This is a genomic window from Caulobacter sp. Root487D2Y (assembly GCF_001427165.1).
Taxonomy (GTDB): domain Bacteria; phylum Pseudomonadota; class Alphaproteobacteria; order Caulobacterales; family Caulobacteraceae; genus Caulobacter.
On the sequence record NZ_LMFD01000014.1, the window covers coordinates 24,949 to 38,832 of the forward strand.

The 13,884-nt window shown below is 69.2% G+C and carries 17 protein-coding genes; 6 read left to right on the forward strand and 11 right to left on the reverse strand.

Annotated elements, in window-relative coordinates:
• Positions 1 to 40: 40 nt before the first annotated feature.
• Positions 41 to 250 carry a UvrB/UvrC motif-containing protein gene (locus ASD38_RS20425; protein ID WP_056445570.1) on the reverse strand — a complete coding sequence of 70 codons (210 nt, stop codon included), beginning with the start codon at positions 248 to 250 and terminating at the stop codon, positions 41 to 43.
• 51 nt (positions 251 to 301) lie between these two features.
• Between ASD38_RS20425 and ASD38_RS20430 the strand changes: the two genes are divergently transcribed.
• The gene (locus ASD38_RS20430) at positions 302 to 1,795 is read left to right on the forward strand and encodes an MDR family MFS transporter (protein ID WP_235523914.1); all 1,494 of its coding nucleotides are present in this window, start codon (positions 302 to 304) and stop codon (positions 1,793 to 1,795) included.
• Positions 1,796 to 1,922: 127 nt separating this feature from the next.
• Here ASD38_RS20430 and ASD38_RS20435 read toward each other — a convergent pair whose 3' ends face one another.
• Positions 1,923 to 2,984 carry a Leu/Phe/Val dehydrogenase gene (locus ASD38_RS20435; protein ID WP_056462965.1) on the reverse strand — a complete coding sequence of 354 codons (1,062 nt, stop codon included), beginning with the start codon at positions 2,982 to 2,984 and terminating at the stop codon, positions 1,923 to 1,925.
• 84 nt (positions 2,985 to 3,068) lie between these two features.
• Between ASD38_RS20435 and ASD38_RS24785 the strand changes: the two genes are divergently transcribed.
• On the forward strand, positions 3,069 to 3,230 hold the full coding sequence (locus ASD38_RS24785) for a hypothetical protein (protein WP_235523923.1): 162 nt from the start codon (positions 3,069 to 3,071) through the stop codon (positions 3,228 to 3,230).
• Here ASD38_RS24785 and ASD38_RS20440 read toward each other — a convergent pair.
• Complete coding sequence (locus ASD38_RS20440; RefSeq protein ID WP_056445577.1) at positions 3,212 to 4,240, reverse strand: alpha/beta fold hydrolase; 1,029 nt, start codon at positions 4,238 to 4,240, stop codon at positions 3,212 to 3,214. The genes ASD38_RS24785 and ASD38_RS20440 overlap by 19 nt on opposite strands.
• The gene (locus tag ASD38_RS20445) at positions 4,237 to 4,824 is read right to left on the reverse strand and encodes a uracil-DNA glycosylase family protein (protein ID WP_056445580.1); all 588 of its coding nucleotides are present in this window, start codon (positions 4,822 to 4,824) and stop codon (positions 4,237 to 4,239) included. Before ASD38_RS20445 ends, ASD38_RS20440 begins: the two co-directional genes overlap by 4 nt.
• A 230-nt stretch (positions 4,825 to 5,054) precedes the next feature.
• On the opposite strand from ASD38_RS20445, the gene ASD38_RS20450 reads away from it, so the two are divergent.
• On the forward strand, positions 5,055 to 5,429 hold the full coding sequence (locus ASD38_RS20450) for a response regulator (protein ID WP_056462968.1): 375 nt from the start codon (positions 5,055 to 5,057) through the stop codon (positions 5,427 to 5,429).
• A 19-nt stretch (positions 5,430 to 5,448) separates the two neighbouring features.
• Here ASD38_RS20450 and ASD38_RS20455 read toward each other — a convergent pair whose 3' ends face one another.
• From ASD38_RS20455 to ASD38_RS20465, 3 genes are all read right to left on the reverse strand, one after another.
• A complete protein-coding gene (locus tag ASD38_RS20455; RefSeq protein WP_056445586.1) occupies positions 5,449 to 6,369 on the reverse strand; it encodes a S1/P1 nuclease in 921 nt (306 codons plus the stop codon).
• 75 nt (positions 6,370 to 6,444) lie between these two features.
• On the reverse strand, positions 6,445 to 7,077 hold the full coding sequence (locus ASD38_RS20460) for a glutathione S-transferase family protein (RefSeq protein ID WP_056445589.1): 633 nt from the start codon (positions 7,075 to 7,077) through the stop codon (positions 6,445 to 6,447).
• Positions 7,078 to 7,276: 199 nt separating this feature from the next.
• Positions 7,277 to 7,612, reverse strand: coding sequence for a DUF3253 domain-containing protein (locus ASD38_RS20465; protein ID WP_056462971.1), 336 nt, complete (start codon positions 7,610 to 7,612; stop codon positions 7,277 to 7,279).
• A gap of 102 nt (positions 7,613 to 7,714) precedes the next feature.
• On the opposite strand from ASD38_RS20465, the gene ASD38_RS20470 reads away from it, so the two are divergent.
• Complete coding sequence (locus tag ASD38_RS20470) at positions 7,715 to 8,164, forward strand: PaaI family thioesterase (RefSeq protein WP_056445595.1); 450 nt, start codon at positions 7,715 to 7,717, stop codon at positions 8,162 to 8,164.
• Positions 8,165 to 8,313: 149 nt separating this feature from the next.
• Here the strand turns inward: ASD38_RS20470 and ASD38_RS20475 are convergent, their stop codons facing one another.
• From ASD38_RS20475 to ASD38_RS20490, 4 genes are all read right to left on the reverse strand, one after another.
• A complete protein-coding gene (locus tag ASD38_RS20475; protein WP_056462975.1) occupies positions 8,314 to 8,931 on the reverse strand; it encodes a glutathione S-transferase family protein in 618 nt (205 codons plus the stop codon).
• Between the two features lie 35 nt (positions 8,932 to 8,966).
• Entirely contained in the window at positions 8,967 to 9,359 is a 393-nt protein-coding gene (locus ASD38_RS20480; protein WP_056445601.1) for a bleomycin resistance protein, read from the reverse strand.
• 78 nt (positions 9,360 to 9,437) lie between these two features.
• The gene (locus ASD38_RS20485; RefSeq protein WP_056446253.1) at positions 9,438 to 10,718 is read right to left on the reverse strand and encodes a NupC/NupG family nucleoside CNT transporter; all 1,281 of its coding nucleotides are present in this window, start codon (positions 10,716 to 10,718) and stop codon (positions 9,438 to 9,440) included.
• A gap of 144 nt (positions 10,719 to 10,862) precedes the next feature.
• Entirely contained in the window at positions 10,863 to 11,624 is a 762-nt protein-coding gene (locus tag ASD38_RS20490) for an EF-hand domain-containing protein (protein ID WP_235523915.1), read from the reverse strand.
• Between the two features lie 309 nt (positions 11,625 to 11,933).
• Between ASD38_RS20490 and ASD38_RS20495 the strand changes: the two genes are divergently transcribed.
• Together ASD38_RS20495 and ASD38_RS20500 are read left to right on the forward strand one after the other, a co-directional pair.
• A complete protein-coding gene (locus tag ASD38_RS20495) occupies positions 11,934 to 13,127 on the forward strand; it encodes an ABC transporter permease (protein WP_056445604.1) in 1,194 nt (397 codons plus the stop codon).
• The gene (locus ASD38_RS20500) at positions 13,124 to 13,873 is read left to right on the forward strand and encodes an ABC transporter ATP-binding protein (protein WP_056462978.1); all 750 of its coding nucleotides are present in this window, start codon (positions 13,124 to 13,126) and stop codon (positions 13,871 to 13,873) included. Before ASD38_RS20495 ends, ASD38_RS20500 begins: the two co-directional genes overlap by 4 nt.
• Positions 13,874 to 13,884 lie beyond the last annotated feature (11 nt).

Consider the following 13,884-nt stretch of genomic DNA (forward strand, 5'->3'; position numbering starts at 1 on the left):
CATGCGCGGTGGGGTGGTCCTCGTCCCAGACGCTGGATGCCTATAGCGGACGGAATCCCGCCTTGCCGGCCTCGCGATGTTTGAAATAGGCGGCCTGGGGCGCGTCGGCGCCGGGCTGCTCCATGATCCTCAGGTCGCGGCGGATCTGGTCGATCTGGCCGCGCAGGGCGGCGGCCGTTTCGAAGTCCTCGGAGGCGACGGCCTGGGCCATCTCCTCCTCCAGTTCGGACAGATGGGTTTCCTGCGTCATCGCGGGCTCCGGACATGCGCCTGACCATAACGCGCGAGATGTCCGTTCGACTTGAGGTCCACCGCCGGCGGGCGTAAGTCGCCGGGCGTGTCGATTGATCAGCCCGCCCCTTCGCCAGACAAGTCGGTTCGCGGAACCCGCCTGATCTCGCTGGCCGTGGCCAGCGCCCTTCTGATGGAGTTCATCGACTCCACGGCCCTGTCGACGGCCCTGCCCACCCTGGCCCGGGCGTTCAGCGTCGACCCCATCCACCTGAAGCTGGCCCTGACCTCCTACATCCTGGCCCTGGCGGTGTTCACGCCGGCCAGCGGCTGGGCGGCCGAACGCTTTGGCGCGCGGCGGGTGTTCATGACGGCCATGGTGGTGTTCCTGGCCGGCTCGGCCCTGTGCGGGCTGTCGCGGAATCTGGAGGCCCTGGTGGCCTCGCGGATCCTGCAGGGGATCGGCGGGGCGATGATGACCCCGGTCGCCCGGCTGATCGTCGTCGGCTCGACGCCCAAGGACAAGCTGATCCGGGCCATGGGCTGGTTCACCATGCCCGCCCTGATCGGCCCTCTGATCGGCCCGCCCCTGGCCGGCCTGGTGCTCAGCGTCGCGGACTGGCCGTGGATCTTCTACCTGAACCTGCCGATCGGCCTGCTGGGCATGACGGCGGTGATGCGCTTCGTGCCCAGGAGCCCGCCGACCGAGATGGGCCGGTTCGACACCGCGGGCTTCCTGCTGTCGGCCGTGGCGATCAGCGGCCTGGTGGTGGTGGCCGAGACGGCGGGGCTGTCGCTGCTGCCGTGGTGGGGCCAGGCCGCGGTGCTGACCCTGGCCCTGGCCAGCGGCTGGCTCTACCTGCGCCTGGCCAAGGCCACGGCCAAGCCGATCCTCGACCTCTCCCTGCTGAAACACCGCACCTTCCGCGCCAGCCTGCTGGGCGGGACGCTGGTGCGGCTGGGCATCGGGGCCAGCCCGTTCCTGATGCCGCTGCTGCTGCAGGTGGCCCTGGGCTGGAGCCCGCTGAAGGCCAGCGCGGTGACCCTGGGCACGGGCGTGGGCGTGCTGATCGCCCGCCCGTTCGCCGCCGCCGGTCTCAGGCGCTTCGGCTTCCGCACCTCGCTGGCGGTGTTCGTGACCCTGACGGCGGCGCTCACGGCCGCCCCCGGCTTCTTCACCCTGGCCACGCCGATGGCGGTGATGACGGGCGTGCTGTTCCTCGGCGGATTTTGCCGCTCCAACCAGTTCATCGCCGCCAACACCATCGCCTATGCCGACGTGCCGCAGGCCAAGGTCGCGTCCGCCTCGACCCTGTCGGCCGTGGCCCAGCAGGTCGGCCTGGCGCTGGGAGTCAGTTTCGGCGGTCTGATGCTGCACCTGGCGCGCGGCCACGGCGCCCACCTGACGCCCGACCGGTTCACCTGGCCGTTCGTGGCGATCGGCGTGGTGACGCTGTTGGCCCTGCCGGTCTATCTGCGGCTGGACCGGGACGCGGGGTCGGAGATTTCAGGGCGGGTTAGAAGCACCCTCTCCCAGAGGGAGAGGGAGGGACCCGCCGCGTAGCGGCGGGAGGGTGATGATTTCACACGAACGCCCTGCCGGCGCGCCGGTTGGCTCAGAACCCCCTCACCCTCCCACGCTTCGCGCGGGCCCCGCCCTCTCCCCATGGGAGAGGGTGAGAAAGGTGAGTCTAAGCCCGGGCCGCCGCGATGCGCGCGCGGGCGATCTCGTCGGCGACCAGGTTGGCGGCGCGGCGGTCGACCAGCGAGTGGTCGAGCACCTCGCCCAGGGTCTGGGCCAGGCGGTCGAGCTTGGCGGCCACCCAGTTCGGATCGAAGGCCGTTCCGGCCTCCAGGGCGCGGATCTCGCCGGCCACGTTGATGATGCCGCCGCCGTTGATCACGTAGTCGGGGGCGTAGAGGATGCCGCGCTCGAACACCGCCTGACCGATGGTCTTGTCGGCCAGCTGGTTGTTGGCCCCGCCGGCGATCACCTTGACCTTCAGGCGCGGCAGGGTGGTGGTCGAGATCGCGCCGCCCAGCGCGCAAGGCGCGAAGACGTCGGCGTCGACGTCGAAGATGGCGTCGGTCGAGACGATCTTGGCGCCGGTCTTGGCGGCCACCTCGTCCAGGGCGTGCTGATTGACGTCGGCGATGATCAGCTTGGCGCCGGCGGCGTGCAGCTTCTCGGCCAGATAGGCGCCGACATGGCCCACGCCCTGGATGGCGACGGTGACGCCGTTCAGGTCGCGGTTCAGGGCCCGCTGGACGCACAGGCGCACGCCGCGGAACACGCCCTCGGCGGTGACCGGCGACGGATCGCCCGAGGCGGCCGCGTGGCCTTCCAGGCCGGCGACGTACTTGGTGGTGCGGCGCGTGGCGACCAGGTCGGCCGGCGAGACGCCGACGTCCTCGGCCGTCCAGTACTGGCCGTTCAGGCTCTCGACGGCACGGCCGAAGGCCTCGAACAGCTCCGGCGTCTTCTGGCTGCGGGCGTCGCCGATGATCACGGCCTTGCCGCCGCCGAAGTCGAGGTCGGCCATGGCGTTCTTGTACGACATGCCCTTCGACAGCCGCAGGGCGTCGGTCACGGCGGCGTCGGCGCTGGAATAGTCCCACATCCGGCAGCCGCCGGCGGCCGGGCCGCGCGCGGTGGAGTGGACGGCGATGATCGACTTCAGGCCGGTTTTTTCGTCAAAGAACGCGTGAACGCCTTCATGTCCCTCGAAATCCGGGGAATCGAACAAAGTCATGCCGTCGGTCTCGCCTTAGCCAGAAAGATTGCGCCGGGGTGTACGCTGGCGGGCTTGAGCGAACAAGCCCCCGCTTCGCCGCACCTGTTTCGTGGAGCCGGGCGCCGTGCGTCCTTCGAGGCTCGGCTGCGCCTCGCACTTCAGGACGAGGAATTCAGCGGCAACAAAGCTCCTCATCCCGAGGCGCCCGCGCAGCGGGCCTCGAAGGACGCACGGCCTCGACGCCCCTACTGCTTCGACAGCTGACTACGCACCACGTTCGGCGCGGTCGGCGCCCCCGGGATCGGCGGCGCGCCGGACGGCAGGTCGGCCAGCGGGTCCTTCAGGAACGAGGCCGCGTCGGCCCACACCACCGGGGCCTGCTTGTCGACCAGCAGCAGATGCCAGCCGTTGGCGTAATAGGCCGAGCGGTCGTCGGGCTTGAGCCGGCGGACCGCCTCCATGGTTGGCTCCTTGGGGATGATGTGGTCGTTGGCCCCGTAGAAATAGGCGACCGGCGCCTGAACCTTGCCCAGCGACGACCAGGCCTTCTCCATCAGCCCGACCAGGCCGTAGAGGGTGTCGGAGCGCGCGCCCCAGATCATCAGCGGATCGCGGCCCATGCGCCGCAGTTCGTCGATGTTGTCGGTGGGCTGGACGTTCTTGACCAGCCACTCCGGCGGCTTGACCACCCAGCTGCGCGTGGTGTGGGCGGTGATCCACAGGCTGGTCTTGTAGGGCAGAGGCTGGTTCGACCAGCCCCAGACCGCCGGCGCGAACAGCAGCAGCCGCTCGGCGGCCGGCGGCCGGTCCGAGGCCATGGCGGTGATGGCCAGCGCCCCGCCCATGCTGACGCCGGCCAGGGCGACCTTGGCCTCGGGATGGGCCTCGCGGACCAGGGCGACGGTCGTGCGGATGTCTTCGATGACCAGGTCCGGCGGCGCCCAGACGCCCCGGTCGGGCGAGCGGCCGAAGCCGCGGACGTCGATGGCGTAGGTGGCGATCCCCTGCTGCGCCCAGAACGGCGCGGCCAGGTGGAAGGCGTTCGAATAGTCGTTCATGCCGTGCAGGCCGACGATCACCTGGGTGACGGGCTGGCCCTGCGCCGGCAGCCACTTCATCATGCCCAGCTTCTTGCCGTCGAAGCTGAACAGGCCGTCGTCGTCCAGCCGGGGCCCGCGATAGCCGAGCTGGCCCGGGCCGGGCTGCTGGGTGACCGGGGCGCAGGCGGCCAAGCTAGCCGCGCACGCCCCAAGAAGAAGAATCCGACGGTTCATGACCCCAGAATGCCCGCCACTCGGCGGCGAAGATAGGGCGCGACCTCGGCGTCGAACCACGGGTTGCGCTTGAGCCAGGCGGTGTTGCGCCACGAGGGGTGCGGCAGGGGCAGCACGCCCTCGTCGATATAGCCGCGCCAGGCGGCGACGGTGTCGGTCATGTTCGCCTTCATCCGCGTACCCAACGCCCAGGCTTGAGCATAGCTCCCGACCAGCAGCGTCAGCTCGACCTTCGGCAGCTTCGCCAGCAGCGGCTTGTGCCAGAGTTGGGCGCAGCGCGGCGGGGGCGGATAGTCGCCGCCCTTGGGATTGGTGCCCGGAAAGCAGAAGGCCATGCCCGCCACGCCGATCTCCCGGCGGTCGTAAAAGGTCTCGCGGTCGATCCCCATCCAGTCGCGCAGGCGCTTTCCCGACGGGTCGTTGAACGGCAGGCCGGTCTCGTGAACCAGCCGCCCCGGCGCCTGGGCCAGGATCAGCAGGCGCGTCCCCTCGCCCACCCGCACCACCGGCCGCGGCGTGTGCGGCAGATACGGCGCGCAGGCCCGGCAGGCGCGGATATCGGCGAGGATGGCGTCCAGCGGCATGGAGCTGGAGGTAGGCGGCTCAGGCCCAAAGACAAGCCCAGTCGCCAGCCGTGGCCGATTTCCAGTCTTCGCGATCAAAACCCCGAACACAATCTGGTCTTAGGGATGAATATCTATTCAGTAACTACGTGTATAGTCTTATGTCGCCTTGCCGACAGAACGAGAATTAATCACGCGGCTGGAAACAAAACTCGCCCGGAGGGTTACACATCCAACCAAAGGATTTTTGCATGACGATTCCCAGGATCCTCTTTGTGGAGGACAACCGCATTTCGAGCCTCCTGAACTGTTTGGTTCTCCGCGAGTCGGGCTACGAGGTGATCGAAGCCTTCTGCGCCGAAGAAGCGCGCCAGATCATCGGCAAGCGCGAGACGCTGTCGGCCCTGATCACCGACATCAACCTGGGGATCGGCGGCGACGGCTTCGATGTCGCCCGTTGCGCACGGGTCGCCTATCCGCGCCTGCCCGTCGTCTACATCTCCGCGGCCGCCGCCGCCCGCTTCGCCTCGGAGGGGGTCGAGCGTTCGGAATTCATCGACAAGCCCTTCCATCCCGCCCGCATGATGGAGGCGCTGGACCGCACCATGCCCGCCGCGACGGCCTAGGCCGCGCGCGGGCGACCCGCTACCGCACCAGCGCCAGCACGTCCGCCATCCGGTAGCCCGCCGTCGCCACCCGCAGGTCGGCCAGGGCGCGGGCGCGGGCCCAATAGCCGTTGGGCAGCACGGGCGCCTGAGCCCGGGTCTTGCCGGTGGCCAGGGCTCCGTCCTGGTAGGCCACGGTCTTGGCCAGCACCCAGCTTTCACGCTCCCAGCCCTGGAAGGCCTTGTACGGATCCGGGCCCAGCCCGCCGGCGGTCGGACGGGGGTGCGCCGCCTCGACGCTGGCCGCCAGGGCCTCGGAGCCGGCCTCGCGCCCGCCCGGGCGATTGGGGACCCCGTCCCAGAACTCGTGCAGGTCGACGCTCGGCCCGCCGGGCGCCCAGCGTACATAGGCGATCGTGCCGCCCCGGTCGGTCTTGGGGAACTTCCACGACATCCAGTGGCCGGCGTGCAGCGGCTGATGCTGGTCGCCGACCAGGTGCATGGTCCAGCACAGGGCGATGGCCCGGTCGGCGCGCGGCGCCTTGGGGTCGCGGGCGATCGCCAGCTGCTCGCGGAACGCCTTGTCGGCGCCGCCCGCCGTGATCGGCAGAACGAAGCGCCAGAACGAGACCGCCTTCAGCGCATAGTGCCATTCGGGCCGGTCGTGCGGGCTGCCCCGCGTATCGTCGGGCCAGCGGGCCATCAGGGCGAACAGCCGCCGCTCGCGCGCCTTGCCGGTCAGCCCCGCCAGTTGCCGCTCGAACGCCGCGTGGTCGGGATGGCTGGCCATGATGGCGACGATCGCGGCGACGGCCTTGGGGTCGCGCGCCGACAGGGCGTCATAGGCGATGTCGCCGGTCGCCATGTGCCCCTGGTCGTTCCAGGCCAGGGCGGGCGCCGGCGTGAGCGCGCCCAGCCCCAGGGCCGCCGAAACGGCGACCGCGATCGCGGTTCCACGCATGCTTCCCCCCAGTTTTGCCGCGAGCAGGCGCCGCGCCGTCCTCGCGGTCAAGGGCGACGCGACGAAGGGTCGGGCCTAAGCGCCCAGGAACCGCTTTTCCCGTTGGATCCAGTGGTCGAACGACGGCCGGGCCAGGATGGCGGCGGAATAGGCCTTGGCCTTGGGCCAGCGCGACAGGTCGAAGTCAAGATGGCCCAGATTGGCGAACGGACTGGCCACGGCGATGTCGGCCAGGGTCAGGCGGTCCTCCAGCAGGAAGCCGGAGTCCGGGATCGTGCGTTCCAGGTAGTCGAGGATCGGCGGCAGGGTCTCGTTCTCGGCCTTGGCGCAGGCGGCTTCGTCGGTGGCCATGCCCATGAAGCGCGGGCCGACGATGCGGTTGAAGAACAGCGGCCCGGCCGCGCCGACCACGATGGTGTCGGCATATTCCTCGAACCAGATCGCCCGGGCCCGGTTGCGCGGATCCAGCGGGATCAGATTCGGCTCGGGATGCAGCGCCTCGAGATAGGTGATGATCGCCGTGGAGTCGGAGATCTGGAAATCGCCGTCCTTGAAGCCGGGGATCTTCTTGAACGGGCTGCAGGCCAGGAACTCGGGGTCGGGCGAACCGGGCGCGGAGACCTTGTTCTCCAGCGTCAGCCCCTTCTCGGCCCCGAAGGCCAGGGTCTTGCGCACAAAGGGCGACAACGACGAGCCGTAGACGATCATGGTGGACCCTCCCTGTTGAGTTTCGCTCATAGGTCCACGGGTTTAGTTTTTAATCAAGACTTAGGTGGCCCAAGGCCTGTCATCCCGGGGCGGAGCGAAGCGCAGACCCGGGACCGCCGGAAGCGTGGCGTTCAGGCGTCGGTCCCGGATCGGCGCGCTGCGCGCTTGTCCGGGATGACAAGGTTGGAAGGCGTGAAGGCTATGCCTCGCCGCCCTCATCGCCCACCACCGCATCGTCCGCGACGTCCGCGACGTCCTCGAAGCTGGTCGGGTCGCCTTCCATCCGCAGGCGCAGCCGGTAGACGCCGCGGAATTGCTCCGGATTCACCGGCTTGTTGTGGCGCAGGATGACGATCTTGCCCTCGCGGGCCAGCTCGATGGCGTTGGTGCGCACGTGGCCCAGCACGCGCTGCCAGCGCTCGGGCTCGACGGCCTTGGCGACCGACATCGGGTCGATGGACTTGCCGGCGGCCACGGCGGCCAGCTGGGACAGGATGGTGTCTTGGATCGGGGAAGAGGGGATCGGGGTGGTCATGGGCGGAGGGATGCCACGAATCCGTCAGCAGCGCGAGCGCGGCCGCTTGCCTCGAGCGACGCCGCGCCTTAGGTCCTCAAAGACAACGCAAGGGACGGGATCATGGACGGCGGCAACGAGATCTGGGACGGGCCCAAGCTGGTGACGCAGGGCGAGTGGGCCGGCTGGCGCACCTGGGCCGGCATGGACGCCTTCGAGGACCAGACCGGGCCGTTCTACTTCAAGGAAGAGAACGGCGTCGTTCGCAGCGCCTTCCGCGCCGAGGCCCGCCACATGAACGGCGGCGGCTTCATGCATGGCGGCTGCATGATGACCTTCGCCGACTATTCGCTGTTCTCGATCTCGTGGGCGCACCTGAAGGACGTCCGCGCCGTCACCGTCAGCCTGAACGGCGAGTTCCTGGGCCCGGCCAAGGCCGGCGACCTGGTGGAGTCGACCGGCGAGGTCACCAAGGCCGGCGGCTCGCTGCTGTTCGTGCGCGGGCTGATCTCGACCGGCGGTGCGCCGATGCTGAACTTCTCGGGCGTGATCAAGAAGATCCGCCAACGCTAGTTGGCCCTCCCCCTGTGGGGGAGGCGGCCGAAGGCCGGTGGGGGGATATTGCGGCCGCGCCGCAGGCAGGATCGACCGTCCTAAAACTCCCCCCTCCGATCGCTTCGCGATCACCTCCCCCAAAGGGGGAGGGACTAAACCCGGTCCCCCTACACCCCCGCCTTCGCCGCCGGCCGCGCCATCATCCCGTCCAGCCAGCGCTTGACGTTGACCAGCTCCGGATCGGGCCGGAACCGCGCCATCCGGGCGAAGTCGAGGCCCGTCGCCGCCAGGATGTCGGCCATGGTCAGCCGGTCGCAGGCGATGAATTCGCTCTGGGCCAGCTGACGGTCCAGCATCTTCAGACCCTTCTCGGCGATCGCCTTGTTGCTCGCCGCGATCTCGGGAACCTGGGTCTCGATGGCCGCCAGGGCCGGATGGGTATGGCGCACCAGCATCATCAGCGGCGTGGCGACCATCATCTCGGCGCGGCGCATCCACATCTCGACCACCGCGGCCTCGCAGGCGTCGCGGCCGAACAGGTTGGGCTCGGGATAGACGCTCTCCAGGTAGCGGCAGATGGCCACCGACTCGGTGATGGTCTGGCCGTTGTCCATCTCGAGCGCCGGCACGTTGGGCAGGCCGGCCTTGGCCAGGTATTCGGGCGTGCGGTGCTGGCCGCCGAAGATGTCGACATCGACGATCTCGATGTCCTCGATCCCCTTCTCGGCCATGAACCAGCGCACGCGGCGGGGATTGGGCGCGCGGCGGCTGTCGTAGAGCTTCATGGTGTCCTCCCGAGTTTGGCCGGAGGATGCGCGGTTTACGGCACGGAAGAAAAGCCCGCGATCGCCTGGCCGAACGCGATCAGGTTGCCGTCCGGGGCCAGGACCAGCAGCTCGCGCTGGCCGTAGGGCTTGTTCGCCGGGCCATGGACGTCGCGCGGCGGCAGGGTGTCGAGCCGCGGCTTGAGCTCGGCGTACAGGGCGTCGACGTCGCGGACGTCGACATAGTAGGCGAAGCGTCGGTTGCCGGGCGGCGCCCCGTCCTCGCCCTGCCCGGCCAGGATGCGGACCCCCGCCCCTTCCCGCTCGACATAGGCGTAGTCGTTTGCGCGGAACAGCGTCTCGAACCCGAGGATGTCGGTAAAGAACGCCAGGGCCGGCTCCAGGGCCGGCACGTGCATGAAGGGGGTGATCTGGATGAAGTTCGACATCGCCGGCGCCTCCTGGACGGAGCAAACGCCGCAGTGAGGGTCCTGTCCAGACGCGGACGCCTGGACAGGATCCCGACGCTAGAGCCCGAACCAGCCTCGCGGCATCAGGCCGATCAGCGAACCGGTCAGGCAGGTGGCCAGGAAGCCGGCCATCATCGCCTTCCAGACCAGGCCCAGCACCTCTTGCCGACGCGCGGGCACCAGCACCGAGAAGCCGGCCACGTTCATGCCCACCGAGCCGATGTTGGCGAAGCCGCACAACGCATAGGTCATGATCATCCGGGTGCGCGGGTCCAGCAGTTCGGGGCCCACCTTGGCCAGTTGGATGAAGGCGGTGAACTCGGTCAGGATCAGCTTGACGCCCAGCAGGCCGCCGGCGCTGCCGGCTTCCTTCCAGGGGATGCCCATGGCCCAGGCCAGCGGCGCGAAGACGATGCCCAGCACGCGGGCGATGCTCAGGTGCTCGCCGCCGACCATCGGCAGGGCGAACAGGATCTTGTCGACCATGGTGGCCAGGGCGATGAAGACGATCAGGGTGGCGCCGACGTTCAAGGCGATCTGCAGCCCGTCGGTGGTGCCCTTCATGACCGCGTCGATCGAGCTGCCGTAGGTCTTGTCCTCCTCGGCCAGGTCCAGGTCGTCGGACTTCTCGCTGGGGTCGCCGGGCACCATGATCCGGGCCAGCAGCACCCCGGCCGGGGCCGAGATCAGCGAGGCGGCCAGCACGTGGGCGGCGGCGTTGGGCAGCACGTCGTGCAGGATGGTGGCGTAGGCGACCATGGTCGAGCCGGACACGCAGGCCATGCCGACCGCGATCAGCATGAACAGTTCCGACCGCGTCAGGCGCTCCAGATAGGCGCGGATGAAGATCGGGCCTTCGATCTGGCCCATGAAGATGGTGGCGGCGGTGGCCAGGGCCGGCGGGCCGCGCAGGCCCAGGGTCTTCTGGAACAGGAAGCCCAGGCCCTTGGCCAGCCACTTCAGGATGCCCCAGTGCCACAGCAGGGCCGACAGGGCGCAGACCACCAGGATCACCGGCATGACGCGGAAGGCGAACAGGAAGCCGGCCCCCGGATTGGTCTCGGTGTAGGGCGGCGTGGTGCCCGACAGGTAGCCGAACACGAAATTGGTGCCCGCCTGGGTCGACGAGGCCAGGCCTTCGACCGCGCCGTTCACGCCCTGCAGCGCGTCGCGCGTGGCGGGCAGACGGAACAGCACGAAGACCAGGAGCAGCTGGATGGCGATCGCGCAGACGGCCAGCACCAGCGGAAAGCGCTTGCGGTTCTCGGACACGAGCCAGCAAAGGCCGAGGATCAGCGCCACGCCCGACAGGGCCTGGACGTTCTCGGGAAGGAAGATCAAGGCGGAAGATCCTAAATGAGCGACGCGCCCCCGCGACGCAGCCAAGGGACCAAATGACTATGAATGGGGGGCGCGGCGCAAGCGCTATGCTGCGCGGACCGCGAGGGCCGAGCGATCCGCCCGTCCCTCGCGCGCCGGGGTTCAGGCCGCGACGTCGACCGAAGACGTGGTCGAGGCGGTCGCGTCGGCCAGGCCGGCGGCCAGCTGGCTGAGCAGCTTTCGCATCAGATCGGCGGCGTCGGTCGAGACGTCCGACCCCAGCTGGTCGACCGCCGAGGTCAGGGTCTGGGCCAGCTCGTCGGCCGTGACCACGCCGTCGCCGTTCAGGTCGGCGGCGTCGGTCGAGGCGCTGGTCGAGGACCCGCCGGCGTCGGCGCTGTCGCTGGGCGGCGGACCGGGCGGCGGGCCGCCGGCCCCGTGCGGTCCGCCCATCCCGCCTTGGGGCGGCTTCATGGCCTGGAACTCGCTCAGCGACAGCGCCCCGTCGCCGTCCGCGTCGCCCTTGGCGAGCATGTCGGACGCCATGTCCGCGGCGCCGGGCGCGTCGGCCGGCAGGTCCGTCGGGGCGTGGGCCGCCATGGCCGTGGCCAGTTCGTCGCTGGTCACCGTCCCGTCGCCGTCCGCGTCGGCGTCGGCGAACATCGAGGCGGCGCGGTCGCTCTGATCCGTCTGCTGTGTCGAGAGCAGCGAGGCCAGTGTATCGGCGCTGAAACCCTGGCCCGACGAAGACCAGCCCTGCATCGGCGGCGGCGGACCGTTCCTGCCGCCCGACGGCAGGTTTTGCCCCACCGACGCGACCGGATCGCTCGATGTCGAGTCGCCGGCGGTTTGGACCTGGGCGGTCGCTCTCGCCTGCAGCAGCTGCTGCAAAAGCGAAGAAGACCCAACACTGGAAATAGTCATCGATCTCTCCTTTGGGAAGGCGCGCCGGTCCCTGCGCCGACGCCCGCGCCGAAACTCGACGCGGTGAGCGAGGTGCGAAAAACGTGCCTTATTTCAATCTGTTACGCCGGTGATACAATGCCCCGCCCATCGATGCGCCGGGAGGGGATCGGGAAGCTTCGCCTGACGGCGCGCACGCGCCGCCGCGCCGCCGATAGAGGCAAGGCGCCGCTTCCAAAGCACGCGTCGCGCGTCTTACCTCGATTTAACTTGGCCGCTTGTCGTTCGCCGGGCATTGCTGCAACCCTAGATTTGGGGAGCGGATCGCGCATGTCGTTGGCCTTGGCCACACTGTTGTACGAGTGGCGTCGATACATGGCGGCCGTGGTCGCCTTGGCGTTTTCCGGTCTGCTGGTTCTGGCCCAGGTCGGCATCTTCGTCGGCATCGGCAAAGGCTTCACCGCCCAGATCGACCGCGCCCGCGCCGACATCATGATCCTGGGTCCCGGCGCCAAGGCGCTGTTCAACGGCGGGCCGTCCGGCCTGCCGCGCCGGATGATCCCGCTGGTCTACACCCACCCCGAGGTGCTGCAGGTGGCTCCGCTGGACGGGTCCGGCGGCCGCTTCCAGAACATCCTGACGCCCGAGCAGCAGGCCAAGGCCGAGGCCCGCGCCAAGAAGGGCGGCAAGGGCGGCGGCGGCGGCCGCAAGAGCGAGTTCGTCAATGTCACGGTCATCGACGCCATCCCCGGCTACGTCACCGTGCCGACCGACTACAGCCTCAGCATGGTCGAGGCCCTGCGCCAGCCCTACGCCGTCGCGGTCGACCGCACCGCCCTGCCCCGCCTGGGGGTCAAGAAGGGCGACAAGGCGCTCTACAACGGCAAGACCATCACCATCGGCGTGGTCACCGACGGCTATCCCAACATCATCCAGCCCACCCTGGTGATGTCGCGCGACACCCTGCGCATGCTGGGCGAGGCCGACACCGGCCAGCGGGTCGGTCCGCTGATGGTGCAGATCCGCGACCCGGCCCGCGCCGAGATCGTCGCGGCCCAGCTGAACAAGAAGGGCGACGGCAAGTTCCGCGCCTGGACCCGCCAGGAACTGGCCGACGCCAATTCCGGCGCGATGTTCGAGGATCAGATCATCGGCATCATCCTGGGCTTTTCCGCCTTCCTGGGCCTGCTGATCGGGGTGGTGATCACCTGGCAGACCCTGCGCCAGGCGATCATGGCCAACATCAAGGAGTTCGCCAGCCTGCGCGCCCTGGGCGTGTCGATGGGCGACCTGCGCAACATCGTCATGGAGCTCAGCTTCTGGGTCGGCATAACCGGCGTGCTGGCCTCGGGCCTGCTGACCTGGCTGTGCTGGCTGATCGCGACGGCCAACGGCGTGCCCATGGCCTTCCCGCCGGTGCTGGTCGGGGTGGTCGCGGTGTTCCTCGTCGTCATCGCCATGCTGTCCGGCTTCCTGTCGCTGGGCGTCCTGAAGAACAGCCAACCCGCGGACCTTTTGCGATGATCGCCGACCACAGCCACAAGCGCGGCGAAATCGCCCTGAAGGCCAAGGGCCTGGTCAAGCGCTTCAAGACCGGCCGCACCTATGTCGAGGTGCTCAAGGGCGTCGACTTCGACGCCCGGCACGGCGACGTGACCATGGTCATGGGCCCGTCGGGCTCGGGCAAGTCGACTCTCGTGGCCGTCCTCTCCGGTCTGCTCAAGCCCGAGGAAGGCAAGGTCGCGGCGATGGAGGCCTCCGACCTGTGGAAGCTGTCGCCGGGCAAGATCGACAAGTTCCGCCTGGACCACTGCGGCTTCATCTTCCAGGGCTTCAACCTGTTCCCGGCCCTGACCGCCAAGCAGCAGGTGATGACGGCGCTGAAGTATCAGGGCGTCGGCCCCGGCGAGGCCAGCCGTCGCGCCCAGGCGGTGCTGGAGTCGGTGGGCCTGGGTCCGCGCGTCAACCAGCGGCCGTCCGAACTGTCGGGCGGCGAGAAGCAGCGCGTGGCCATCGCCCGCGCCCTGGCCAAGAACCCGAACCTGATCTTCGCCGACGAACCCACCTCGGCGCTCGACGGCAAAAGCGGCGAGGTGGTCATCCGCCTGCTGCGCCAAGCCGCCACCGAGCGCGGCGCGGCGGTGATCTGCGTGACCCACGACCCGCGGTTGGAGGCCTATGCCGACCGCGTCATCCACATCGAAGACGGCCAGATCATGGACGACGTGCGTCGAACGCCCGACGCCAATCCTCCGCCGCTCAGCCACTGACTTTCTGGGGA

Excerpts from the sequence above, each read along its gene's own strand:
- ASD38_RS20440 (WP_056445577.1), bottom strand. The coding sequence starts at position 4,240 with ATGAACCGTCGGATTCTTCTTCTTGGGGCGTGCGCGGCTAGCTTGGCC.
- ASD38_RS20460 (WP_056445589.1), bottom strand. The coding sequence starts at position 7,077 with ATGATCGTCTACGGCTCGTCGTTGTCGCCCTTTGTGCGCAAGACCCTG.
- ASD38_RS20465 (WP_056462971.1), bottom strand. The coding sequence starts at position 7,612 with ATGACCACCCCGATCCCCTCTTCCCCGATCCAAGACACCATCCTGTCC.
- ASD38_RS20450 (WP_056462968.1), top strand. The coding sequence starts at position 5,055 with ATGACGATTCCCAGGATCCTCTTTGTGGAGGACAACCGCATTTCGAGC.
- ASD38_RS20470 (WP_056445595.1), top strand. The coding sequence starts at position 7,715 with ATGGACGGCGGCAACGAGATCTGGGACGGGCCCAAGCTGGTGACGCAG.
- ASD38_RS20445 (WP_056445580.1), bottom strand. The coding sequence starts at position 4,824 with ATGCCGCTGGACGCCATCCTCGCCGATATCCGCGCCTGCCGGGCCTGC.
- ASD38_RS20425 (WP_056445570.1), bottom strand. The coding sequence starts at position 250 with ATGACGCAGGAAACCCATCTGTCCGAACTGGAGGAGGAGATGGCCCAG.
- ASD38_RS20455 (WP_056445586.1), bottom strand. The coding sequence starts at position 6,369 with ATGCGTGGAACCGCGATCGCGGTCGCCGTTTCGGCGGCCCTGGGGCTG.
- ASD38_RS20480 (WP_056445601.1), bottom strand. The coding sequence starts at position 9,359 with ATGTCGAACTTCATCCAGATCACCCCCTTCATGCACGTGCCGGCCCTG.
- ASD38_RS20490 (WP_235523915.1), bottom strand. The coding sequence starts at position 11,624 with ATGACTATTTCCAGTGTTGGGTCTTCTTCGCTTTTGCAGCAGCTGCTG.
- ASD38_RS20435 (WP_056462965.1), bottom strand. The coding sequence starts at position 2,984 with ATGACTTTGTTCGATTCCCCGGATTTCGAGGGACATGAAGGCGTTCAC.
- ASD38_RS20500 (WP_056462978.1), top strand. The coding sequence starts at position 13,124 with ATGATCGCCGACCACAGCCACAAGCGCGGCGAAATCGCCCTGAAGGCC.
- ASD38_RS20475 (WP_056462975.1), bottom strand. The coding sequence starts at position 8,931 with ATGAAGCTCTACGACAGCCGCCGCGCGCCCAATCCCCGCCGCGTGCGC.
- ASD38_RS20495 (WP_056445604.1), top strand. The coding sequence starts at position 11,934 with ATGTCGTTGGCCTTGGCCACACTGTTGTACGAGTGGCGTCGATACATG.